Origin of the sequence: Actinoplanes sp. CA-142083, assembly GCF_050942195.1 — a bacterium.
Classification (GTDB): domain Bacteria; phylum Actinomycetota; class Actinomycetes; order Mycobacteriales; family Micromonosporaceae; genus Actinoplanes.
The window spans coordinates 906,295-930,412 of sequence record NZ_CP192076.1; the positions used below are offsets into that span (position 1 = coordinate 906,295).

Annotated in this window: 16 protein-coding genes; 12 read left to right on the forward strand and 4 right to left on the reverse strand. The window is 70.8% G+C overall.

Annotated features, from left to right (window positions below):
• Positions 1–8 precede the first annotated feature (8 nt).
• On the forward strand, positions 9–1,661 hold the full coding sequence (locus ACQPZX_RS04355) for a 2-isopropylmalate synthase (protein WP_433374612.1): 1,653 nt from the start codon (positions 9–11) through the stop codon (positions 1,659–1,661).
• A gap of 89 nt (positions 1,662–1,750) precedes the next feature.
• On the opposite strand, the gene ACQPZX_RS04360 is transcribed toward ACQPZX_RS04355, so the two are convergent.
• Together ACQPZX_RS04360 and ACQPZX_RS04365 are read right to left on the reverse strand one after the other, a co-directional pair.
• Positions 1,751–3,598: a bifunctional metallophosphatase/5'-nucleotidase gene (locus ACQPZX_RS04360; RefSeq protein WP_433374613.1), complete on the reverse strand. Its 1,848-nt coding sequence runs from the start codon at positions 3,596–3,598 to the stop codon at positions 1,751–1,753.
• A gap of 66 nt (positions 3,599–3,664) precedes the next feature.
• Positions 3,665–4,870, reverse strand: a complete 1,206-nt coding sequence (locus ACQPZX_RS04365; RefSeq protein WP_433374616.1) for a hypothetical protein — start codon at positions 4,868–4,870, stop codon at positions 3,665–3,667.
• 169 nt (positions 4,871–5,039) lie between these two features.
• Here ACQPZX_RS04365 and pcrA point away from each other — a divergent pair, with 169 nt between their 5' ends.
• On the forward strand, positions 5,040–7,442 hold the full coding sequence (gene pcrA / locus ACQPZX_RS04370) for a DNA helicase PcrA (protein ID WP_433385029.1): 2,403 nt from the start codon (positions 5,040–5,042) through the stop codon (positions 7,440–7,442).
• Here pcrA and ACQPZX_RS04375 read toward each other — a convergent pair.
• Positions 7,439–8,431: a M23 family metallopeptidase gene (locus ACQPZX_RS04375; protein WP_433374619.1), complete on the reverse strand. Its 993-nt coding sequence runs from the start codon at positions 8,429–8,431 to the stop codon at positions 7,439–7,441. The genes pcrA and ACQPZX_RS04375 overlap by 4 nt on opposite strands.
• 258 nt (positions 8,432–8,689) lie before the next feature.
• Positions 8,690–9,427: a M23 family metallopeptidase gene (locus tag ACQPZX_RS04380; protein ID WP_433374622.1), complete on the reverse strand. Its 738-nt coding sequence runs from the start codon at positions 9,425–9,427 to the stop codon at positions 8,690–8,692.
• 333 nt (positions 9,428–9,760) lie between these two features.
• Between ACQPZX_RS04380 and ACQPZX_RS04385 the strand changes: the two genes are divergently transcribed.
• The 10 genes from ACQPZX_RS04385 to ACQPZX_RS04430 all read left to right on the forward strand — a co-directional run bounded on the left by ACQPZX_RS04385 (position 9,761) and on the right by ACQPZX_RS04430 (position 24,108).
• Positions 9,761–10,165, forward strand: coding sequence for a cobalamin B12-binding domain-containing protein (locus ACQPZX_RS04385; RefSeq protein ID WP_433374625.1), 405 nt, complete (start codon positions 9,761–9,763; stop codon positions 10,163–10,165).
• Positions 10,166–10,620: 455 nt separating this feature from the next.
• Positions 10,621–11,799 (forward strand): ADP-forming succinate--CoA ligase subunit beta, encoded by a 1,179-nt coding sequence (gene sucC / locus ACQPZX_RS04390; RefSeq protein ID WP_433374627.1) that lies wholly within the window; start codon positions 10,621–10,623, stop codon positions 11,797–11,799.
• Between the two features lie 4 nt (positions 11,800–11,803).
• Positions 11,804–12,685 carry a succinate--CoA ligase subunit alpha gene (sucD, locus tag ACQPZX_RS04395; protein ID WP_433374630.1) on the forward strand — a complete coding sequence of 294 codons (882 nt, stop codon included), beginning with the start codon at positions 11,804–11,806 and terminating at the stop codon, positions 12,683–12,685.
• A 98-nt stretch (positions 12,686–12,783) separates the two neighbouring features.
• Positions 12,784–14,232: a cell division protein PerM gene (locus ACQPZX_RS04400; protein WP_433374633.1), complete on the forward strand. Its 1,449-nt coding sequence runs from the start codon at positions 12,784–12,786 to the stop codon at positions 14,230–14,232.
• A gap of 296 nt (positions 14,233–14,528) precedes the next feature.
• Complete coding sequence (purN, locus tag ACQPZX_RS04405) at positions 14,529–15,146, forward strand: phosphoribosylglycinamide formyltransferase (RefSeq protein ID WP_433374636.1); 618 nt, start codon at positions 14,529–14,531, stop codon at positions 15,144–15,146.
• Entirely contained in the window at positions 15,143–16,705 is a 1,563-nt protein-coding gene (purH, locus tag ACQPZX_RS04410; protein WP_433374638.1) for a bifunctional phosphoribosylaminoimidazolecarboxamide formyltransferase/IMP cyclohydrolase, read from the forward strand. The genes purN and purH overlap by 4 nt, the downstream gene beginning before the upstream one ends.
• On the forward strand, positions 16,702–17,292 hold the full coding sequence (locus ACQPZX_RS04415) for a pentapeptide repeat-containing protein (RefSeq protein ID WP_433374641.1): 591 nt from the start codon (positions 16,702–16,704) through the stop codon (positions 17,290–17,292). Before purH ends, ACQPZX_RS04415 begins: the two co-directional genes overlap by 4 nt.
• A gap of 14 nt (positions 17,293–17,306) precedes the next feature.
• On the forward strand, positions 17,307–18,170 hold the full coding sequence (locus ACQPZX_RS04420; protein WP_433374644.1) for a bifunctional methylenetetrahydrofolate dehydrogenase/methenyltetrahydrofolate cyclohydrolase: 864 nt from the start codon (positions 17,307–17,309) through the stop codon (positions 18,168–18,170).
• Positions 18,171–18,248: 78 nt separating this feature from the next.
• Positions 18,249–19,199: a malate dehydrogenase gene (mdh, locus tag ACQPZX_RS04425; RefSeq protein ID WP_433374647.1), complete on the forward strand. Its 951-nt coding sequence runs from the start codon at positions 18,249–18,251 to the stop codon at positions 19,197–19,199.
• Positions 19,200–19,335: 136 nt separating this feature from the next.
• Positions 19,336–24,108: a ricin-type beta-trefoil lectin domain protein gene (locus tag ACQPZX_RS04430; RefSeq protein ID WP_433374649.1), complete on the forward strand. Its 4,773-nt coding sequence runs from the start codon at positions 19,336–19,338 to the stop codon at positions 24,106–24,108.
• Positions 24,109–24,118: the final 10 nt, after the last annotated feature.

The following is a 24,118-nucleotide window of genomic DNA, read 5'->3' on the forward strand; positions in this document are numbered from 1 at the left end:
CGAGAGCGGTGACGAAGACGCCGGCGCCCTGGCGGGAGGCCGGGCAGCTTCTCGCCCAGGCCCCACTCGCCCGACCGGATGCGCTGCAGCAGCAGCTCGGCGGCCTGATCGGCCAAGGGCTCCCGACGAACCAGGCCCTCGCCGAGCCGATGGATCCGGCACGCAAACGCCGGTTCTTCGAGCTCATGGTCGCGATGGGCTACAAGGAGATCGAGGTGGGCTATCCCTCGGCCTCGCAGACCGACTTCGACTTCGTGCGGCTGCTGGCCCAGAGCGACCTCGCGCCCGACGACGTGACGGTCGTCGTGTTCACCCCGGCCCGGCGCGAGCTGATCGAGCGCACGGTCGAGTCGATCGCCGGCATCCGCAACGAGGTCGTGATCCATATGTATGCGGCGACCGCCCCGATCTGGCGCGACGTGGTGCTGGGGCAGGCTCGCGCGGCGCACAAGGAGATGATCCTGGCCGGCGGGCGCGACGTGCTCGAGCTGGCCGGCGACCGGCCGCGGGTGCGGTTCGAGTTCTCGCCCGAGGTGTTCAACCTGACCGAGCCCGACTACGCGCTCGAGATCTGTGACGCCATGACCTCGCTGTGGGAGGCGACGCCCGAGCGCCCGGTAATCCTCAATCTGCCGGCCACCGTCGAGGTCGCGACGCCGAATGTGTATGCCGACCAGATCGAGTACATGCACCGAAACCTCGCCGGCCGCGACAGCGTGATCCTCTCGGTGCACCCGCACAACGACCGCGGCACCGGCATCGCCTGCGCCGAGCTGGCGGTGCTGGCCGGGGCGCAGCGGGTGGAGGGGTGCATCTTCGGCAACGGCGAGCGCACCGGCAACGTCGACATCGCCACGCTGGCGCTCAACCTCCACGCTCAGGGCGTCGACCCGATGATCGACTTCTCGGACATCGACGAGATCCGCCGGACCGTCGAGCATGCCAACCGGCTCGAGATCCACGCCCGCCATCCGTACGTCGGCGATCTGGTGCACACCGCGTTCAGCGGCACCCATCTGGACGCGATCAAGAAGGGTTTCGCCGAGCACCGCGCCCGGGCGATGGCCGAGGGGCGGCCGGAGAGCGAGATCGAGTGGCGGGTTCCGTATCTCCCGATCGACCCCGCCGACCTGGGCCGCGACTACGACGCGGTGATCCGGGTGAATTCGCAGTCGGGCAAGGGCGGGATCGCCTACCTGCTCGAGGCGGAGTACGGCATCGAGCTGCCCCGGCGGCTGCAGATCGACTTCGCGCGGCACGTGCAGGCGCGCACCGACGAGACCGGCGCCGAGATGAGCGCGGGCGAGTTGTGGGCCCTGTTCGAGCAGTCATACCTGGCGGCGGGGAAAGGCGCAGAGCTGATCGGGTACGAGTCCACCGAGGCGCACGTCGTCATCACGATCCGCGTGGGCAACGACGATTTCACCAGCAAGCACTTCGACGTCGGGCCGGTGGAGGCACTGACCGCGGCGCTGGCAGAGCACGGAATCGTGGTCGACGTGCTGAGCCTGCACCAGACCAGCGCGGGGGCCGGCAACGACAGCGAGGCGCTGACCCTTGTGGAGTATCGCGACGGCGAGGCGACGCGGTGGGCGGCCGGTCGAAGCCGCAGCGTCCTGGAGGCCAGCTTGCGGGCAGTCATCAGGGCGGCGACCGCCTGAGACGACCGGGACCACCTGAGGCCGGCTGCGACGGACAAGGCAAGGCCCGCCGGAGCGTGACGCTCCGGCGGGCCTTGACCCAGCAAATCTCAGGCGGTGGTGCTGATGCGGTTGGCGGGGCCGGGAGCGACCGGCGAGTTGCTGCCGAGGTAGGCGGTCAGCGCGTCGATGTCGAAGCCGGGGGCCGTGGTGCGGTTGGAACCGCCGGTCAGGAGGGTGAAGCCGTCGCCGCCGTTGGCCAGGAAGTCGTTTGTGGTGACTCGGTAGGTGGTGGCGGGGTCGATGGGCGTGCCGTTCAGGGACAGGTTGCTGATCTTCGAGCCCAGGGCGGCGGAGGCGCTCCAGGTGTAGGTGACGCCGTTGGAGACCTGCAGGATCTTCGTGGAGGTCTGGCCCTGGTAACCGATGAACTGCTGCTCCAGGACGTCCTTGATCTGGGCGCCGGTGAGGGTCTGGGTTACCACCAGGTTGTTGAACGGCTGGACGGTGAACGCCTCGCCGTAAGTGACCTGGCCTACCGCCTCGCCGCCCGCGGAGGCCTCGGCGTCGAAGTCGGAGCGGATGCCACCCGGATTCATCAGTGCGAGCTGCGCGCCGTCGCCGGCGGTGCGGGCCAGCTGGGCGTCGGCGATCACGTCGCCGAGCGGGGACTCGCCGGCCGGCGTGTTGGTGCGGGTGATGTCGCCGGTGATGCTGCCGACGACCTTGTTCGCGATCGGGGCCACCGCCGTGCGGTACTTGTCGGCGATCTTCTTGGCGCCTTGGTCGACGGTGTCGGGGTTCTTCAGGTACACGCCGGCCGCGTCCTTCAGCCAGCCGCCCTTGCCATCCGTCACGCCGTTCTCGACGATCACGTTGCGCGCGGTGATCTCGCTGAACCGGCCGCTGCGCTTCTCGATCGAGTAGTCGATGTCGGTGATCAGCTGGCCGTTGGTGCCGGCGCTGGTCACCACCGAGGTGCCCTTCGAGTTCGGCAGCGAGCACGAGTAGAAGCGGTGCGTGTGACCGGAAACGACCAGGCCGATCTCGGGGTTGAGGCCCTTGACGATGTTGACGATCGGGCCCGAGAAGTTGTAGCAGTCGGACACGCCCGGAGTCGGGGTGGCCGAGCCCTGCGCACCGCCCTCGTGCACCAGCAGCACCTGCGCCTTGATGCCGAACAGCTTGAGCACGTTGCTCCACTTGTTCGCCGTCTCGATCTCGTCGGCGAAGTGGACGTTCTTGATGCCGGCCGGGTTCACGATGCCGGCCGTGCCCTCGAGCGTCAGGCCGATGAAGCCGACCGGCACGCCGCCGACGAACTTGATCTCGATCGGCGGGAGGATCGGCAGGCCGGTCTTGTTGTTGATCGTGTTCGCGGCGAGGTACTTGAACTTCGCGCCGCGGTACGGGTCGCCGTCCTGGCAGCCGTCGACCGGGTGGCAGCCGCCGCGCTGGATGCGGATCAGCTCGTCCACGCCCTCGTCGAACTCGTGGTTGCCCACCGAGCTGACCTGCAGGCCGACCTCGTTCATCAGCTCGATCGTCGGCTCGTCGTGGAACGCGGCGCTGACCAGCGGGGTCGCGCCGATCAGGTCGCCGGCGCCGACGGTGAGCGTCTGGCGGCCGTCCGACTTCGCCTCGGCGCGCAGCTTCTTGAGGTAGGTGGCCAGGTACTCGACGCCGCCGGCGGGGGTCGAGGTGCCCGACGCGTTGACGACCGCGCCGCTGCCGCCGGGCGGGTCGATCGCGCCGTGGAAGTCGTTGTAGCTGAGGAATTGACCCTTGACCACGCTGTTCTGGCCGCCGTGGTTGGTCTGGTACGAGACCGTGACCGGCTTGAACTCCGACGGCGGAGCGGCCGGAGCGACGGCCGGCCGGGCCGCGGGCAGCGTGGTGACAACGGCGAAGGCAAGAGCGGGTGCGGCGAGGTGGCGCAGCACTCGGCGTCTGTCCATGGTGTTCGGTCTCCCGATCATGTTGTGGTTCCGGACAGCCTGCTGCATCGATGCTGGTGAGCGCTACTACCGCCGGGTGACAACTAGATTGCTTATCCAATCGACGCAGGTCGCGTCGACCTTTCTGAATGGCATACCGAACACGCTGCGGGACGCCATATCGAGCGAATTCCCCAGTCGCAGCCTAAGCCGGACAAACTCCATGGCGCGGGCTTCTCCGAACTTCGTGACCAGGCAGTCCACCGCGAAGTGACCCTGTGCGTAGAAGGCGGAGACCTCCTTTTCGCCCGCTCCGTCCCGGAGCGGTGGTGGGTTCAGCCGGGTGATCCGGCGCAAGGCCCCTTTGCTGTACGTGTCATCAGCGCGCGACGGTTGCATGCCGACATACTCGGCCACCCCTTCGACCAGCCACATGTCCTCGTGCCGGGTGGATACGCCGCCGATTGTCGCGACATGTCCCAGCTCGTGCTGGATGACCTCTTTGAGCGCCGTCCGGCTGGTCAGTCGACGGGGATTGATCACGACGTCGGCGCCGGCCGGACCGAGTGGTTGCATGTAGCCGACCGCCCAGGTGGTGGCCTTTCCGCCGTACCAGGTGCGCCAGAGCTTGTCGGTGGCCAGGAAGACCCGGTATCTCGGCTGACGGTTGCCGGCGTACGCGGCGAATCTGTCATCGACGGCCGCGGCCTGATCGGCCAGCGCGACCACTTCCTTCAGCCGATTCTTCAGGGCCTTGGGCGCGCCGACCGTGACGCGTCGGCCCCGGGCGAAGACGAGATCGCCCTGCTCCCAGGGCGCGGGCTGCAGGGCGGTGGGCTTGGCCGGTTTGCCCAGCGCGGTGATCTGACCGTTTTTGATAAGCGGCCGCTGCGCTATGCGGGGCGCGTCGGCGGGGCATCGCGGCCCGGCGAAACAGTAGGTGAGCAGCACGTCGCCGCCCTCGCCGGCCCGGTAGTCCACTGTGGCGTCCAGCGCGCGGAGCGTACGGAAAAGGTTCTGATAACGCTGGCGCAGTGCCGGCGCGACGGGCGCCAGCCAACCGCCCAGATCGCCGCGGTTGAGCGCCGCCGCCTGCTTGCTCAGAATCTCCTGGGCCGAGGCCTTCTTCGGAGCAGACGCAGGCGCGGGTGCGGGCGCGGCGACCGCCGGGATCACCCGGACGGGTTCCGCCCGCGAGCTGACCATGCCGCCGAGCGAGATCGCCGCGACGATGGCCAGGATCGCCCCACCGACGTGCCGCGCCCGATAGCGCGGGCCCGTGAAGTCCCGCACCGCGCCTCCTCGGCCGGACCGCCGTTGTGGGCTGATTGAAACAGACGCTCGTTTCCGCCGCACCACCTCTGACGGAGGAGTGACGGCGGAATTCTTGTCGGTGGGTGGGCCTAGACTTGCCAGCGCGATGCGAGCTTCCTCTGAACCCCAGTCCAATGCCCTCTTCACCATGCCCGCCGTGCGGGAGGGCGAGGCCCCCAAGAAACGCAGGCTCGATCCGGAGTCGCTGCTCACGGGGCTGAATGGTCCTCAGCGTGACGCGGTGACCCATGCCGGGTCGCCGCTGTTGATCGTGGCCGGCGCGGGGTCGGGCAAGACACGTGTGCTCACCCACCGGATCGCCTATCTGCTGGCCGAGCGCAACGTGCACCCCGGGCAGATCATCGCGATCACCTTCACCAACAAGGCCGCCGGCGAGATGAAGGAGCGGGTCGCCCACCTGGTGGGCCCGCGGGCGCGGCTCATGTGGGTGTCGACGTTCCACTCCGCGTGCGTGCGCATCCTGCGGGCCGAGCACGATCACGCCGGGCTCAAGAGCACGTTCTCGATCTACGACGCCGACGATTCGCGGCGCCTCATGCAGCTGGTGATCCGCGAGCTCGACCTGGATCCCAAGCGGTACACCGCGCGCGGCCTGGCGGCCCAGGTGTCGAACCTGAAGAACGAGCTGGTCGAGCCCGACGACTTCAAAAACAAGGCCAAAGGCCCCAACGAGCGGGCGCTCGCCGAGGCGTACGAGATGTATCAGCGCCGCCTGCGGGAGGCGCACGCGCTCGACTTCGACGACATCATCATGGCGACGGTGCACCTGTTCCAGTCGCACCCGCACGTCGCCGAGGCCTACCGCCGCCGCTTCCGGCACGTGCTGGTGGACGAATACCAGGACACCAACCACGCGCAGTACACGCTGGTCAAGGAACTGGTTGGGGAGAAGGGCGGCGAGGTCGAGCCGGGCGAGCTGTGCGTGGTGGGCGACGCCGACCAGTCGATCTACGCGTTCCGTGGCGCCACGATCCGCAACATCCTCGAGTTCGAGCGCGACTACCCCGACGCCCGCACCATCCTGCTCGAGCAGAATTACCGCTCGACCCAGACGATCCTGTCGGCGGCCAACGCGGTGATCGAGCGGAACCCGTCGCGCAAGCCCAAGCGGCTCTGGAGCGACCAGGGCCCGGGCGAGCAGATCGTCGGGTACGTGGCCGACACCGAGCACGCCGAGGCCGACTGGGTGGCCCGCGAGATCGACCGGCTGCACGACCGGGAGGAGATCCGCCCCGGCGACGTGGCGGTGTTCTACCGCACCAACGCGCAGTCCCGCGTCTTCGAGGAAGTGTTCATCCGGGTCGGCCTGCCCTACAAGGTCGTCGGCGGCGTCCGCTTCTACGAGCGCAAAGAGGTCCGTGACGCGCTGGGCTACCTCCGCGCGGTGATCAACGACGACGACACCGTCAGCATCCGCCGGGTGCTCAACACCCCGAAACGCGGCATCGGCGAGCGGGCCGAGGCGTGCGTCGAGGCGCTGGCGTCGCGCGACCGCATGTCGTTCGGCCAGGCGCTGCGGCATGCGAAAGACGCGCCCGGCATCGCCGCCCGCTCGGCCAACGCGATCGCCGACTTCGTGCAGTTGCTCGACGACCTGCGCGAGCTCGCCCGCACCGCGCCGCCCGAGGAGGTGCTCGAGGCGGTGTTGCAGCGGTCGGGCCTGCTCAGCGAGCTGGAGGAAAGCCTCGACCCGCAGGACCAGGGCCGGGTGGAAAACCTTCAGGAGCTGGTGAGCGTGGCCCGGGAGTACACGGAACGGGTCGAGGCCCAGGCGGAGGAGGGGGAAGAGGCTCCGCCGACTGATAGTCCAGGCTTGGGTGGAGGCACAGCGGCTACTCTGGCCGGCTTCCTCGAGCAAGTCGCGCTGGTCGCCGACGCCGATCAGCTGCCCGACGACGACCCCGACAACCAGGGCGTGGTCACGCTGATGACGCTGCACACGGCGAAGGGTCTCGAGTTCCCGGTGGTGTTCCTGACCGGGCTCGAGGACGGCGTCTTCCCGCACATGCGCGCCCTCGGCGACAACACCGAGCTGGAAGAGGAGCGCCGCCTGGCGTACGTGGGGATCACCCGCGCCCGCCAGCGCCTGTACCTCTCCCGGGCGGTCACCCGCGGCGCGTGGGGCCAGCCGCAGTACAACCCGCCCTCCCGCTTCACCGACGAGCTGCCGCCCGAGCTGATCCGCTGGGAGCGCACGGCGGGGTCATACACGTCTTGGTCGGGCACCGGCGGCGGCGTGGGTGGTCGTGCCGGCGGCGATCGGGGCCGCGGCGGCGGCTTCGCCGGGGGCACGCCCAAGGCGCAGCAGCTGGCGAGCCGGTTGGGCATCGACGCGAGCAAGCTCGCGACGGCGAGCGAGCTGCCGCAGGCGCCGAAGGTCGCGGTGGGCGAGCGGGTCAACCATCAGCGGTACGGCCTGGGCCGGGTCGTCGCGGTCGAGGGCCAGGGGCCGGGCGCGCGCGCTCAGATCGACTTCGGCGACCAGGTGATGTGGCTGATCCTCCGGCACGCCCCGATCGAGAAGATCTAGACGCACCCCGGGATGTCCACCCCGTGGGCGCGCATCCAGGCGGTGGGCTCGATCGGGTTCTGATAGAAGCCCGCGTGCACCTCGAAGTGCAGGTGCGGCCCGGTGGAGTGGCCGGTCGAGCCCTCGTTGCCGATCTGCTGACCGGCGGTCACACGCTGCCCGGCGGTCACGGTGATCGCCGACAGGTGCCCGTAATGGGTGAGATACCCGTTGCCGTGGTCGATCAGCACGGCGTTGCCGTACCCCTCGGCCACGCCGGCCCGCACCACGACACCCGCGCCGGCGGCGACGATCGGGGTGCCGTCCGGGGCGGCCAGGTCGACGCCGTCGTGCATCCGGCCCCAGCGCTGCCCGAAACAGGAGGTCACGCGGGCACTCGGGTTCGGGTCGACCCACGCGGCGGCGGCCTGGTGGGTGATTGCTTGCGGCCGTCTTTTTTCCCGTACGGCGTCAGCGGCACCCACGGCCGGGGGCATGGCGGGGGCCCACGCGGCCGCAACGGGTTGGTTGGCGCCCGATACGTCGGAGTCCACGATGCGCGAGGTGCCGGCGGGCTCGGCGAGGTCGGCGGACCCGCCGGATACGGCGAGGTCGGCGGGCTCGCCTGGCGCGGTGAGGCCGGCCGTCTTGCCCGGCGCGGTGAGGCCGGCCGTCTTGCCCGGCGCATTGAGGCCGGCGGCCTCGCGCGAAGCCGTCGACGGCAGGTTCGGCGCCGCGTGATGGGTGGCGGCAGCAGCGGCGGTGCCTCCGGCGACTCCGGCGAGCAGCGCAGCACCGAGGGTGGCGGTCAGGGCGATGGTTCGGCCGCGTTCGCCGGTGAGGGTGGTGAGTCGGGTGAGGCCCGTTGGCCCGGTGTGGCCGGTGGGACCGGTGGGCCCGGTGAGACTGGTGGGGCCGGTGGGCCCGGTGAGACTGGTGGGGCCGGTGGGCCCGGTGTGGCCGGTGGGACGGGTGAGACTGGTGTGGCCATTGGGACGGGTGAGGCCCACCGTGGCTGCGGGGAGGGCCGCGGGGAGAGTGACGGCAGCGCGTGGGGCGCGGTGGCGAGGCGCGGTTTCGGCGCGGTGGCGGGGCGACGTTTCGCGGCGGTGGCGGCCGTGTGGGCGGCGCGGAGCGGAGTGCGGCACGCGGCGGGACCCCCAGGCAGGCGAAACGGACTGACCTATGGCCAGTCGGCCCGCTGTGCGGGTGCCTGAACGGGAGGGAAGACTGTCAACCCAACCGCAACCGTGACGGCGGCGGGTGGATCAGGAAGCGGCGGCGGCCATGCCGGCGTACACCGACTCGACCTGGAGCTTGATGTCGACGCCGCGGTCCCGCAGGAACGGGATGGGGTCGATGGGCTGGCCCTTGACGTGCACCTCGAGGTGGAGATGGGTGCCGTACGAGTTGCCCGTGCTGCCGACCTCGCCGAGCACCTGGCCGGCCTTGACCTGCTGGCCGACCTGCACCAGAACCCGCCGCGAGTGCGCGTAGATGACCTCGGTGCCGTCCGTGTTCTGCACGGTGACCGCGTATCCGTAGCCGCCGTAGTACCCGGCCTGGATCACCTTGCCGGCGTGCACTGCCTTGTACGGCATGCCCTCGGGGGCGGCCAGGTCGATGCCGGCGTGCAGCTTGCCCCAGCGGACCCCGAACGGCGAGGTGTAGGTGAAGTCCTCGAGGGGGAGCAGCCAGACGTCGGCCGCGGCCTCGTCCGCGCTCACCTTGGTCTTGCTGACCGCGCCGCGGTCCTCGCTACGGGAGGCCTTGTTGTTGTCGTCGCGGGCGGCCAGGGCGTCGCCGGCGACGTGCGCGCTCTCGAGACCCTGCAGAACCTCGGGGTTGATGTCCTTGTGATCCGGCAGGTTGCCGGCACCGATGGCGACCACGCCGGCGCCGATGAAGGCGGCGGTGGTGACAACCGCGTAACGGCTGCGGGGAGGGGTGGGTACGCGACGTCGGCCGCGATACCGGTCGGGCTCAGACGACAAGCGCTGGCGCACGAACAAACCCTCCGTCGATGGCAATTCCGAGCTGCCGGATCGGGGTTAACCGGATGACAGCCGGGAGCCACGGTAACGAAACGGCTCGCGTGTCACAAGTCGCAGCGCCAATTCGCTGACAGTTCCCGGTCCGTATTGCACGGCTAATGTCCGAATTTGGTACCACGTCGCACACGCTGTGTGATTGGCAGAGAAACGCAAAGTCAAGTCACTCTGAATACATTTTCCGTCACCGAAGGTGATCTCAGTTACCCGGAGCCGGCTACCCCGGTACCGCGCGGCAGGTTACCGTTCGTTCAGGACAACGGGGTTCGCCGGACACGGAGGGTCGGTATGCAGGCACGGATCAGGGTCGTCGTCGCGAAACCCGGGCTGGACGGGCACGACCGCGGCGCCAAGGTGGTGGCCCGCGCGCTGCGTGACGCGGGTATGGAGGTCGTCTACACCGGCCTGCACCAGACGCCGGAGCAGATCGTCGAGACGGCTATTCAGGAAGACGCCGACGCGATCGGTTTGTCCGTTCTGTCCGGGGCGCACATGACACTGTTCCGCCGCGTAATCGAACTGCTGGCGGAGCGTGACGCAAGCGACATCGTGGTATTCGGCGGCGGCATCATTCCGGCCGACGACATTGCCGAATTGGAAGGCCTCGGCGTCGCGAAGATTTTCACTCCGGGCGCGACCACCGCATCCATCATCGAATGGGTACGCGCCAATGTGACGACCCCGGTGTCCTAGCAGCACAAATGGCAAGGGGAGAGGCCGGACGCACCCCTCACACGTCCGGCCTCTCTATGCACGATGCCCCGCCGCCACCCCTCGACCGACAGGGCATCGGCCGTTTCGCATTCGGCCCGCCGTAGCGCTCCGACACCACACTCAACGACGCCCTACGAGCCCGGTTACGCGGAGTCGTCCGACTTTTTCGCCCGCTCGCGGGCGGGGTCGGTGGGGCGGGTGGTGTGCGGTCTTGCACACCGCGCACCCGCGACTACAGGGGGCCTGCGCAGGTCGCTAGTCTGCGAATGAAGCCATCCAACCGCCCCACCCACCGCCCATAAGCTGACTGAAGGCGCAAAGTCGGGGCCGGACATTCTTTCCGCCGGCGACGCCATGAGCTGCCGCCGCGCACACAGGTCGGGACGCAACGGTGCGGCTTGCCGGCGCTTGGCGTCGCGAGCGAAAGGAGACACGTGGACCTGTTCGAGTATCAGGGGCGTGACCTGTTCGAACGGCACGGGCTGCCCGTGCTGGGCGGCGGCGTCGCCGAGACCCCGCAGGAGGCCCGCGCGATCGCGGAGCGGCTCGGCGGCAAGGTCGTCGTCAAGGCGCAGGTGAAGGTCGGCGGCCGGGGCAAGGCCGGCGGCGTGAAGCTGGCCGACGGCGCCGACGAGGCCGAGGCCCGCGCGACCGACATTCTGGGCATGGACATCAAGGGCCACACGGTCGGCAAGGTGATGCTGGCCGAGACGGCCGACATCAAGGAGGAGTACTACTTCTCCTACCTGCTCGACCGCGCCAACCGCACCTTCCTCTGCATCGCCAGCGTCGCCGGCGGCATGGAGATCGAGACGGTGGCCGAGGAACAGCCCGACCGGGTCGCCAAGATCGCCATCGACGCCAGCAAGGGTGTCGACGAGGCGAAGGCGCGCGAGATCGTCGCGGCGGCGCAGTACCCCGCCGAGGTCACCGAGCAGATCGTCGACATCGCCGTGAAGCTGTGGCAGGCCTTCGTGGCCGAGGACGCCACGCTGGTCGAGGTCAACCCGCTGGCCAAGGTCGGCGACGGCCGGGTGCTGCTGCTGGACGCCAAGATCACGCTGGACGAGAACGCGTCGTTCCGGCACCCCGACCACGAGGCGCTGGTCGACCAGTCCGCGGTGGACCCGCTGGAGCAGGCGGCCAAGGCCAAGAACCTCAACTACGTGAAGCTGGACGGCGAGGTCGGCATCATCGGCAACGGCGCCGGCCTGGTCATGTCCACGCTCGACGTGGTGGCCTACGCGGGTGAGAACCACGGCGGCGTCAAGCCGGCCAACTTCCTCGACATCGGCGGTGGCGCCAGCGCCCAGGTGATGGCGAACGGCCTGGAGATCGTGCTCGGCGACCCAGCGGTCAAGTCGATCTTCGTGAACGTCTTCGGCGGCATCACCGCCTGCGACGCGGTCGCCAACGGCATCATCCAGGCGCTCGCCCTGCTCACCGAGCGCGGCGAGACCGTCACCAAGCCGCTCGTGGTGCGCCTCGACGGCAACAACGCCGAGGAAGGCCGCGCCATCCTCGACAGCGCGAACAACCCGCTGGTCGAGCGGGTGGACACGATGGACGGAGCGGCCGAGCGCGCCGCCGAGCTCGCGGCTGCGGGGAAGTGACGTAATGGCTATCTGGCTCACCAAGGACTCCAAGGTCATCGTCCAGGGCATCACCGGCTCGGAGGGCTCCAAGCACACCCGCCGGATGCTCGCCGCGGGCACCAACGTGGTCGGCGGCGTGAACCCGCGCAAGGCCGGCACGACCGTCGAGTTCGACGGCGCCGCGCTCCCGGTCTTCGCGACCGTGGCCGAGGCGATCAAGGAGACCGGCGCGGACGTGTCGGTCATCTTCGTCCCGCCGGCGTTCACCAAGTCCGCGGTGGTCGAGGCGATCGACGCCGAGATCCCGCTGGCCGTGGTGATCACCGAGGGCGTGCCGGTGCAGGACTCGGCCGCCTTCTGGGCGTACAACATCGACCGTGGGCAGAAGACGCGCATCATCGGGCCGAACTGCCCGGGCATCGCCTCGCCGGGCGCGTCCAACGCCGGCATCATCCCGGCCGACATCACTCCGGCCGGCCGCATCGGCCTGGTCAGCAAGAGCGGCACGCTGACCTACCAGATGATGTACGAGCTGCGGGACATCGGCTTCTCGACGTGCGTCGGCATCGGCGGCGACCCGATCATCGGCACCACCCACATCGACGCGCTGAAGGCGTTCCAGGACGACCCGGACACCGACGCGATCGTGATGATCGGTGAGATCGGCGGCGACGCCGAGGAGCGGGCCGCCGAGTTCATCAAGGCGAACGTCACCAAGCCGGTGGTCGGCTACATCGCCGGCTTCACGGCCCCGCCCGGCAAGACCATGGGTCACGCCGGCGCGATCATCTCGGGCTCGGCCGGCACCGCCGACGCCAAGAAAGCGGCGCTCGAGGCCGTCGGCGTCAAGGTCGGCAAGACCCCGAGCGAGACCGCGCGCCTCATGCGCGAGGTCATGAGCTGATTTTGGTACGTCTCCGGTCGGCGCGCCGCCACTCGTTTGGCGGCGCGCCGTCGTATCTGCGTCGCCGGGTGCCACCCGGCGTGGAAAAGTAGTCGGCGATGCCGACCCCAGCCGACCGCCCCAGCGACTCGGACGACCCCTTCGCGGTCGTCGAGGCGGCGCAGGTGTCCGCGCGCGAGACGGTCCCGGTCGAGCGGCCCACCGAGCCGGTCGGGAGAGACCGGCCCACCGAGGCGGTCGGGAGAGACCGGCCCACCGAGGCCGTGGACCGGCCCACCGAGGCGGTCCAGGTCGAGGACAAGCCGACCGTCATGGTCGACGACAAGGTTCTCGGCGAGCGCCCCACGGTCAAAGTTCCCGGCCAGCGCCGCCCGCCCGGCCCGCCCCGCCGCGCGCCGCTGCCGGTCGCGGTCGCTTTCGCCACGCTCTGGGCGGCCGTCCTCTGCTATCTGCCGGTCGCTGCCGTCATCGGTCTCGCCCGCACCCTCGAGGGCCAGGGCGGCCTCGGCGGCGCCGCGCACGCCGGCCTGGCCGGCTGGCTGCTCGGCCACGGCGTGCCGATCGGCACCTCGATCGGCCCGCTCGGCCTGCCGCCGCTGCTGCTCACCTTCCTGATCGTCTGGCGGCTCAACCGGGCCGGCCTGCACGTGACCAGGGCGATCGGCGCCCGCCGCTCCGGCCGGGTGGGCGACACGCTGCTGGTGGGCTTCGGCATCGCCCTGGTGTATTCGCTGCTCGGCTCGGTCGCCGCGCTCGCCGTCGACGGCAAGGGCACCGAGGTCACGCCGGCCCGCGCCGCCATCAACTTCTTCGTGCTGGGCCTGATCGGCGCGCTCGCCGGGTCGCTGCGCGGCACCGACGCGCTGAGCGCGCTGGCCCGCCGCACCCCGGCGCCGTTGCGGGCCGGCTTGCGCACCGGCGTCATGGCCGCGCTGTTCGTGCTCGCCGCGGGCGCCGCGGTCACCGGGCTGTCGGTCGCGGTCGGCGGCGGCCAGGCGGCCGACACCATCTCCGCCTACCGCACCGGTGTCGCCGGTCAGGCCGGGATCACCCTGCTCAGCCTGGCCTACGGGGCGAACGCTGCGGTGTGGGCGGCGGCCTACCTGCTCGGGCCGGGCTTCGCGCTGGGCACCGGCTCGGCGATCCGGCTCACCGAGGTGACCGCCGGCCCACTGCCGACGCTGCCGCTGCTGGCCGGCCTGCCTGACGGTCCGATGGGCGCGGCCGGCGCCGTGCTGCTGACCGTGCCGGTGCTGGCCGGGATGGCGGCCGGCTGGCTGCTGGTCCTGCGGTTCAACCGGGAGGGTGACCGGGCGGATCCGCCGTGGTCACTCGTGGTGGGCGGCGGCCTGCTCGCCGGTCCCGCGGCCGGCCTGGTGCTCGGCGCGCTGTGCCGGGCCTCCGGCGGCCCGCTGGGCGACGGGCGGCTCGCCACGATCGGCCCCGACCCGTGGCAGGTCGCCCTGATCGCGACCGCCGTCATCGGCGTCTCGGCCGCCATCGGCGCGGCCGCCGCCCGCACGTTCGGCCCGCGCCCCAAGAGCTGAGCGCCCGAGGGCTGAGCGCCCGAGGGCTGAGCGCCCGAGGGCTGAGCGCCCGCGCCCGAGGGCTGAGCGCCCGCGCCCGAGGGCTGAGCGCCCGCGCCCGAGGCCGAGGGGCCGCGCCCCAAGGGCTGTGGCGCCGCGTCTCAACGCGGTGTGGCGCCGCGTCTCAACGCGGTGTGGGGCCGCGTCTCAACGCGGTGTGGGGCCGCGTCTCAACGCGGTGCGGGGACGCGTCCCAAGGGCTGCGGCGCCCGCGACCCAAGGCGTAGTGATCGGGCCCACGGAGATAGGGTGCTGGGGTGACCGACCCCGCGCCCGCCCGCCTGGTCGTCCTCGTCTCCGGATCGGGCAGCAACCTCCAGGCCCTGCTCGACGCGTCCGCCGACGCGGCCTACGGCGCCCAGGTGGTCGCCGTCGGCGCCGACCGTGACGGCATCGCCGGCCTCGACCGTGCGGCCGCCGCCGGTGTGCCGACGTTCGTCGACTCGGTGAAGGCGTATGAGACGCGCGACGACTGGGATGCGGCCCTCGCCGCCCACGTCGCCGAGTTCAAGCCCGACCTGGTGGTCTCGGCCGGCTTCCTCAAGCTGGTCGGCCCGGCGTTCCTGGCGGCCTTCGGCGATCGGTACATCAACACCCACAACGCGCTGCTGCCGTCCTTCCCGGGCATCCACGGCCCGCGCGACGCCCTCGCGTACGGCGTGAAGATCGCCGGCGCGACCCTCTTCTTCGTCGACGCCGGCGTCGACACCGGCCCGATCATCGCCCAGGTGGCCGTCCCCGTGCTCGACGACGACACGGAGGAGACGCTGACCGAGCGCATCAAGGTGGCCGAGCGCGCCCAGCTGGTCGACTTCGTCGGCCGCCTGGTGCGCGAGGGCTGGACCATCGAGAACAGGAAGGTTCGTATTCCGTGAGCACCGACGATGGCCGTCGCCCCCTGAAGCGGGCGCTGCTGAGCGTGTACGACAAGACCGGCCTCGTCGAGCTCGCCCAGGCGCTGCACGGCGCCGGGGTCCAGATCGTCTCGACCGGCTCGACCGCGTCCACGATCGAGGGCGCCGGCGTGCCGGTCACCCGGGTGGAGGAGCTGACCGGCTTCCCCGAGTGCCTCGACGGCCGGGTCAAGACGCTGCACCCCCGGGTCCACGCGGGCCTGCTCGCCGACCTGCGCCTGCCGGCCCACGAGCAGCAGCTGGCCGACCTCGGGATCGAGCCGTTCGACCTGCTGGTGAGCAATCTGTACCCGTTCACCGAGACGGTGGCCAGCGGCGCGAGCGTCGACGAGTGCGTCGAGCAGATCGACATCGGCGGTCCGGCGATGGTGCGCGCGGCGGCCAAGAACCACCCGTCCGTCGCCGTGGTCACCGCCGTGACGGCGTACGAGATGATCTTGAATGCCTTGAAAGAGGGCGGTTTCACGCTGACGCAGCGCAAGGCGCTGGCGGCGAAGGCCTTCATAAACATCGCGGAGTACGACATCGCGGTGGCCAACTGGTGTGCGACCACGCTGGACCCCCACGAGTGGCCCGAGTTCGCGGGGATCGGGCTCGCGCGGGAGAGCACGCTGCGCTACGGGGAGAACCCGCACCAGCAGGCCGCTCTCTATGTCGACCCGAACGCGCCGGCCGGGCTCGCCCAGGCCGAGCAGCTGCACGGCAAGGAGATGTCCTACAACAACTACGTCGACGCGGACGCGGCCTGGCGCAGCGCCAACGACTTCGCCGAGCCGTGCGTGGCGATCATCAAGCACGCCAACCCGTGCGGCATCGCGGTCGGCAAGGACGTGGCCGAGGCGCACCGCAAGGCGCACGAGTGCGACCCGGTGTCGGCGTTCGGCGGCGTGATCGCGGTCAACCGCGCGGTCACCGAGGCCATGGCCAAGCAGCTGGAAGAGATCTTCACCGAGGTCATCGTCGCGCCGTCCTACGAGCCGGCCGCCCTCGACCTCTTCAAGGCCAAGAAGAACCTGCGCGTGCTGGTCGCGCCGGCGTGGAACCCGCCGCCCGCCGAGATCAAGCAGGTCGGCGGCGGCGTGCTGGTGCAGATGGCCGACCGGGTCGACGCCCCCGGCGACGACCCGGCCAACTGGGAGCTCGCCACCGGCGAGCCGGCGTCGCCCGAGACTCTCCAGGACCTCGAGTTCGCCTGGCGGGCGATCCGCAGCGTGAAGAGCAACGCGATCCTGCTGGCGCACGACGGCGCGACCGTCGGGGTCGGGATGGGCCAGGTCAACCGGGTCGACTCGGCGCGGCTGGCGGTCGACCGGGCCGGCGCCGAGCGGGCCAAGGGCAGCGTGGCGGCCTCCGACGCGTTCTTCCCGTTCCCCGACGGGCTCGAGGTGCTGATCGCGGCCGGCATCACCGCGGTGGTGCAGCCGGGCGGCTCGATCCGCGACAACCTGGTGATCGAGGCGGCCGCCAAGGCCGGGATGACCGTCTACCTGACCGGCACGCGGCACTTTTATCACGGATGACCCTCATTCAGGACACCGTGTTTTCCGGCGAGGACTGGGCGCTGGAAGAGATCGATGGTGCCCGCTATGAGGACTGCGCGTTCCACGATGTCGACTGGTCGGAGGCGCGGCTCACGGGCTGCGTCTTCACCCACTGCACGTTCGGCAACGTCCGCTTCAACGCCGCCACGCTCGACCGGGTGGCGATCCTGCAGTCGACGCTGGAGCGCTGCAACTTCTTCGACGCCACGCTGACCGGCTGCAAGCTGACCGGCAGCCAGTTCCTCGACTGCGGGCTGCGGCCGCTGTCGGTGGACGGCGGCGACTGGGGTTTCGTGTCGCTGCGTGGGCAGAACCTGACCGCGGCGAAGCTCGGCGGCCTACGGTTGCGGGAGGCGGACCTGATGGGCGCCGACCTGACCCGAGCCGATCTGCGCGGCGCCGATCTCGCCGGGGCACGGCTCAAGGACGCCGTGCTCAAGGGCGCTGACCTGCGCGGCGCCGACCTCGACCGGGTGGAGTTGCGCGGGGTGGACGTGTCCGGCGCGAAGATCGACCTGGCGCAGGCCGCGGCCTTCGCGCGGGCCTATGGGGCCATCGTTTCCTGAAAAAAGGGGATTTGATGAGGATCCTGGACGGCAAGGCCGCCGCCGCGGCGGTGAAGGACGACCTGCGGGCGCGCGTCAAGGCGCTCGGCGAGCGCGGCATCGTGCCCGGGCTCGGCACGATCCTGGTCGGCGACGACCCGGGCTCCCGGGCGTACGTCGAGGGCAAGCACCGCGACTGCGCCGAGGTCGGCATCGCCTCGATCCGCCGCGACCTGCCGGCAGGCGCCACCCAGGAGCACGTCGAAGCGGTCGTCGCCGAGCTCAACCAGGACGACGCCTGCCACGGCTACATCGTCCAGCTTCCGCTGCCGAAGCATCTGGACACCGGCCGGATCCTCGAGCTGATCGACCCGGAGAAGGACGCCGACGGCCTGCACCCGGTCAACCTGGGCCGGCTCGTGCTCGGCTTCGGCGGGCCGCTGCCCTGCACCCCGCGCGGCATCGTGCACCTGCTGCGCCTGGCCGACGTGCCGCTCAAGGGCGCCGAGGTCACCGTGGTCGGGCGCGGGACCACCGTGGGCCGCCCGCTCGGCCTGCTGCTGACCCGCCGCACCGAGAACGCGACCGTCACCCTCTGCCACACCGGCACCGTCGACCTCGCGGCGCACACCCGCCGGGCCGACATCGTCGTGGCCGCCGTCGGCGTCCCGGGGCTGATCACGGCGGAGATGGTCAAGCCGGGCGCGACGGTGGTGGACGTCGGCATCACCCGGGTGGTCGGCGCGGACGGCAGGGGCCGTTACACCGGCGACGTCGACCCCGGCGTACGGGAGGTGGCCGGCGCCCTCGTGCCGGTGCCCGGCGGCGTCGGACCGATGACCCGGGCGATGCTGCTCACGAACGTGGTCGAGCGTGCCGAGTGGCTTAGTTCTCGTTAGCCCGACCAGCGGGAAATACCGCGTTAACCGACTGATACGGTCCGGAAAAATCGTCCCGGAGACTGGGAGTGGACAGCTATGGGCAAGAAGGTAACCGTCGTAGGCGCCGGTTTCTACGGGTCGACGACCGCACAGCGTCTGGCCGAGTACGACATCTTCGACACCGTGGTGCTCACTGACATCATCGATGGCAAGCCGGCCGGTCTCGCTCTCGACATGAACCAGTCCCGGCCGATCGAGGGCTTCGAGACCAAGATCGTCGGCGTCACCACCGGCCCGAACGGCGAGGGCTACGAGGCGATCGAGGGCTCGGACGTCGTGGTCGTCACCGCCGGCCTGCCGCGTAAGCCGGGCATGAGCCGGATGGACCTGCTCGAGGTCAACGCCAAGATCGTGCGTCAGGTCGCCGAGAACATCGCGAAGTACGCGCCGAACGCCGTCGTGATCGTGGTCTCCAACCCGGTCGACGAGATGACCGCGCTGGCCCAGATCGCCACCCAGTTCCCCAAGAACCGGGTCTTCGGCCAGGCCGGCGTGCTCGACACCGCCCGCTTCACCAACTCGATCGCCGAGACCCTCGCGGTGCCGGTCAAGACCGTCAAGGCGCTCACCCTCGGCTCGCACGGCGACACCATGGTGCCGGTCCCGTCGCGCTGCACCGTCGACGGCAAGCCGCTGTCCGACCTGCTCCCGGCCGACAAGATCGAGGAGCTCGTGGTGCGCACCCGCAACGGTGGCGCCGAGGTCGTCGCGCTGCTCAAGACCGGCTCGGCGTACTACGCTCCGTCGGCCGCCGCGGCCCGCATGGCCAAGGCCGTCATCGAGGACTCCGGCGAGACCCTTCCGGTCTGCGCCTGGGTCGACGGCGAGTACGGCATCTCCGGCGTGTACCTGGGCGTCGAGGCCCAGATCGGCCGCGAGGGCATCAAGAAGGTCGTCGAGGAGAAGCTGACCGACTCCGAGATCGCCGGTCTCAAGGAGGCCGCCGAGGCCGTGCGCGCCAAGCAGGCGGACGTCGCGAACCTCTGATCCGTTCGCACCGGAAGGCCGGGGTTTCTTCAAACCCCGGCCTTTCTTACTCGCGAGTAGATAGATGTATTGACCTACATCGCACGGCCGCCCTAGGGTTCCCTCGTTCTGTCTTTCACGGGGGAAGGCGACTGCCATGAAGGCTGCGCGCTTGCTGGCGGCATTGGCCGCGATTCCGGTCATCCTGGTGGCGCCGGCTTCGGCCGCGCATGCCGACACCGGCGACACCTGGGTCTATCCGAACCGGCTCGACGACGGCCAGACCGCGTCGCGATTGGACCGCTGCCGCCTCGGCTTCGTGCTGCAGGCCGGCGGGCCGGAGATCAAGAAGGTCGCCCAGCCCGCGCTGGCCGGCACCGACGCGCAGATGCACACGGCGGCCGACCCGCAGTACTGGAACACCACCGCGCTGTCGGTCGCCTACGACAAGGACCAGGCCAGCCGGTCGGCCATGTGGGACACGCTCTACGACCGCAAGGACGTGTGGAGCGACTCGATCCCGAACAACTTCACCATCCCCACCGAGACGGTGACGGGGTTCCAGTGGGCGCCGAACTTCTACGGCGACCTCGGGATCACCGGGTTCTATGTGGACCAGTTCTTCAAGGGCGAGGACAAGCTCTACGAGGACCTCGCGCCGATCGCCTCCGACGAGGCCGTGACCAAGGGCAACCAGCTCGCCGACCAGCAGCACCTGTACAACGGCGACGACGACGCGCCGCACTCGGTACAGGAGGAGATCTCCTGGGGCGAGGTCGGCGACCAGGACGTCTTCGGCGACGGCACCATCTTCGACGGCAACCACCACGCCGACGACCTGCGCGAGTTCCTCCAGTTCGGCGGCTTCCCCAAGACCGCGCTGACCCCGGGCACGGCCGAGTACCGCTTCGAGGTCGAGGCCCTCAAGCAGCGCTTCTCGTCGTGCGACGCGGAGAACCCGCTCGACCCCAACCACGTGCTCGCGAACGTCGTGAAGGACGCGGCGGCCGAGTGGCGGACCGAGCTCGACTCGCAGTCCGCGCAGCGCAGCGCGATCGTCAACGCGCAGGTCAAGGCGTACAGCGACCTGGAGACCTCGGCCATCGCGATGGGTGAGGCGGTCGGCCAGTCCTGGATCGCCGGGCAGCTCACCAAGTGGCAGTCCTGCTACACCGCCGGCGGGTACTGCTGGGCCGGCTCGGGACCGATCACCTTCAAGTACAAGTCGGCCACCACGCTATGTCTGGACAACACCGGCAGTTCGACGGCGAACAACAACAAGATCGAGCTGTACGCCTGCAACAACAGCACCGCGCAGAAGTTCCGCCCCGGGGTCATGGCCAACTACCTGGACGGCACGCTGATCAACACGGGGACCAACCGGTGCCTCGACCTGAACGGCACCAACGTCGTCCTCAACGCCTGCACCAGCGGCAAGGCGAGCCAGCACTGGCAGTGGCAGAGCACGGTCGGCAACACCCGGCTCTACAACGTCGGCGCCAACAAGTGCCTGAACTTCGCCACGGCGACCAGCGGCCTGCAGGCGACGGTCCAGGCCTGCAGCGGCGGCACCACCCAGCAGTTCGTGTCCTCGCAGGACAACTCGAACACCGGCACCGGCCACGACACGATGTTCTGGCCGACCACCGCCGACTTCACCTACGCCACCAACGAGATCAAAAACGCGCAGACCCGGGCGGCCGCGCAGCTCACGATCGCGAACAACGCCTCGGCCGACGCCCAGACGCAGGCGACCGCGGTCACCAACGCGCAGAACGCCGCGACCACGATCGCGACGAACAACAACTATCCGGTGGGGCGCGGTCTCGCGTACGCGCAGCAGTCCGCCCAGGTCACCAAGGCCTCCGCCGCCGGCGCCGCGGCAGCGGCGAAGGCCACAGCCACGGCCGTGCAGGCCACCAAGGCCGCGGTCGCCGACAGCGCCACGCTGATCTCGCTGGCCCAGACGCAGGCCAAGGCGATGCAGGCGGAGTACGCCAAGAACGCCGCGCAGGAGGCTGCCCGCCAGGCCAAGGCGGCCGCCAATTCGGCCGCCCGCGAGGCCGCCGCGGCGGCCGCCGACGCCGCCACCGCCAAGGCCAAGCGGCAGGTCGCCGAGCAGGCCAAGGCCACCGCCCAGGTCGCCGCGAACAAGGCCGCCCAGCAGCGTCAGATCGCCGAGCAGCAGCGCCAGGTCGCCGCCCAGCAGCGGGCGATCGCCGAGCAGAAGCACGCCGAGGCGTCCGCCGCCAACGCGGACGCCCAACGCCAGCAGGGGATAGCCGCGTCCGCCCGGGCCCAGGCCGAGGCCGACGCGCAGACCGCGGCCGACCGCGACTTCGACGCGCAGAGCTCCGCCAACCAGGCCCGGATCTACCGGGAGACCGCCGAGAACGCGGCCCGGCAGCGCGACGCCCTGGCCTCCCGCGCCGCGGCCATGCAGTCGCGGGCCAACGCCGACGAGGGCAGCACCGAGGCGGCCGCCTCCCGGGCGGCGGCCAACGACGCCCAGGCCGCGGCCGACCGGGCCGACACGGCGGCCGACCGTGCCCAGCACGACGCCGACGTGGCCACCGCGGCGGCCCAGGCGGCCCGCGAGGCGGCCACCCGGGCCCACGCCGCGGCGGCGCGGTCCCTGGCCGCGGCGAACGAGGCCGACAAGCAGGTCGCGATCACCCGGTCGGCGATGATGACCGCGCACTCGGCGGCCGCCGACGCGCTCGCCGCTGCCAAGGACGCCAAGCAGCACGCCGACAACGCGGACGCCGACGCGGCCGCCGCGGCGGCCGACATGCAGGAGGCAGCGCGGCAGGCCGGCGAGGCCAAAGCGGCGGCCGACGCGGCGGTGGCGCAGAGCGCGATCACGGCCGGCCGGGCGTACGCGACGGCACAGGCCGCGGTGGCCGCGCGTGACTCCGCCGCCGAGGTGGCCGCCCCGGCCAACGAGGCGGTCGGGCTCGGCGCGCCCTTCGTCGACAAGGACTCGGCCGCGGCCCTCGCGGTGCTGGTCGGGCAGGGCGCGCTGACCGTCGCCCAGCAGCAGACCGCCGCGGCGCAGGCTCGTGCCGACGAGGCCAACGCCGCCGCCGCCAACGCGGCCGCGCTGGCCGCCGCGGCCACCGGCGACGCCAAGATCGCCGCACAGGCCGCCGCCGACGCCGCCACGAGCGCGGCGGCAGCGGCCAAGTCGGCCCGGGACGCCCGCGCCTCGGCGGCGGCAGCGGCGAGCGACGCCGCGGCGGCAGCCCAGGCCGCGGCCGCCACCTCGACCCTGAACGCGCAGGCGGAACGGGACGCCGCGGCGGCACACGCCGCGGCCACCGCGGCCGCCGGCGACGCAAACGCGGCCGACGCCGCCGCCGACGCCGCCGAGCGGGACGCCGCCTCGGCCCGGTCCGCCGCGGCCCAGGCGCGGGTGGACGCCGACGCCGCGCAGAAGGCCGCCGACGAGGCGGACAAGTACGCCGACGACGCGGAGGCGGCCGCCGCCCGGGCGCAGGCCGACGCGGCTGCCGCCGAGAAGGCGGCCAGCGACGCCGAGAAGGCCGCCCAGGATCAGGAGGACCAGCGGCAGCTGATCGCCAGCTACGACGGCGGCTTCATGTTCCTGGAGATCGCCCCGGTCGGCGACATCAACGTCACGACCGGCGACCTGGTGTGCAACGCCAAGCCGACCTGCGACGTCGACGTACCGGTGCACATGACCGGCACGCTCGTCTACAACGTGGTGGTCTGCCAGTACCAGGGGACGACCAGCGCGATCTGCGAGCGTCTCGAGCTCGGCACCAAGCCGTTCGCCGTGGACCGGACCAAGCGGGTGCACCTCGACGTCCGCGAGGTCATGCAGGCGTCGCTGCGAAACCTGGTCGACCTGGCCGTCGGCGACTTCATCGGCTGCGGCAAGTACATCTGGCAGCAGCATGGCGTCAACGGCGACTGCGCCTGGGCCGCGGCCAACTTCATCCCGTACGAGAAGCTGTTCGCCTGGGCCAAGGCGGTCGTCGGGCTCAAGAACGCGGCGCGGACGGGCGAGGGGCTGGCCGAGGCGTTCGACGACCTTCACCGGGTCGACGTCGATCTGAACACGGCCATCAAGCTCGAGACCGAGATCAACGAGGACATCACGCGGGCCTGCCTCACGCAGAGCTTCGACGCCGCCACCCCGGTGCTGATGGCCGACGGCGGGCGCCGCCCGATCGCCGAGGTCGCGGTGGGCGACCGGGTGGCCGGCGGGGTGGTCAGCAAGACCTATCGCACGTACGACACGGATCTGGTCGACGTGGTGGTCTCGGGTGGCGCCGTCATCCACACCACCAGCAAGCACCCGTTCTGGAGCGGGTCGGACGACCGGTGGATCGACGCGGCGTCGCTCGTGCCGGGGACGGCGCTGCGCGGCGACGACGGCTCGCCGGTCACCGTCGCCGACGTCCGGGTGATCCCCGGCGGCGACTACATGTACGACCTGACGGTCGAGGGCGCGCACACGTTCTACGTGTTCGCCGGCGACGAGTCGGTGCTGGTGCACAACGTCAGCTGCAAGGCGATCCCGCTCGGGAACGGCCTGTACCAGTACCCGGACGGCTCGATCCGGGACGCGGCCGGCAAGTTCGTCTCCAGCAGCGGCACCGCCCGGGTCGGCGCGGCGGCCGAGAAGGCGGTCATGGACGACCTCGCCGCTCAGGGCTACAACGTCATCCGTACCCAGGTGGCGGTCCGCGGCAACGGCGACCAGCTGCGCTACTACGACTGCGCGATCGACCTCGGCGGCGGCAACATCATCGGGGTCGAGGTCAAGAGCGGATCAGCCACGCGTACGGCCGCGCAGCGCGACTTCGACAACTGGATCCTGGCGGGGAACCACCCCGATACGGTGGGTCGATACGCTGGCCAGTACAAGGTCGTCGACGTACGCGAGATCAAGGTGCCGTGAGGTTCTTCCG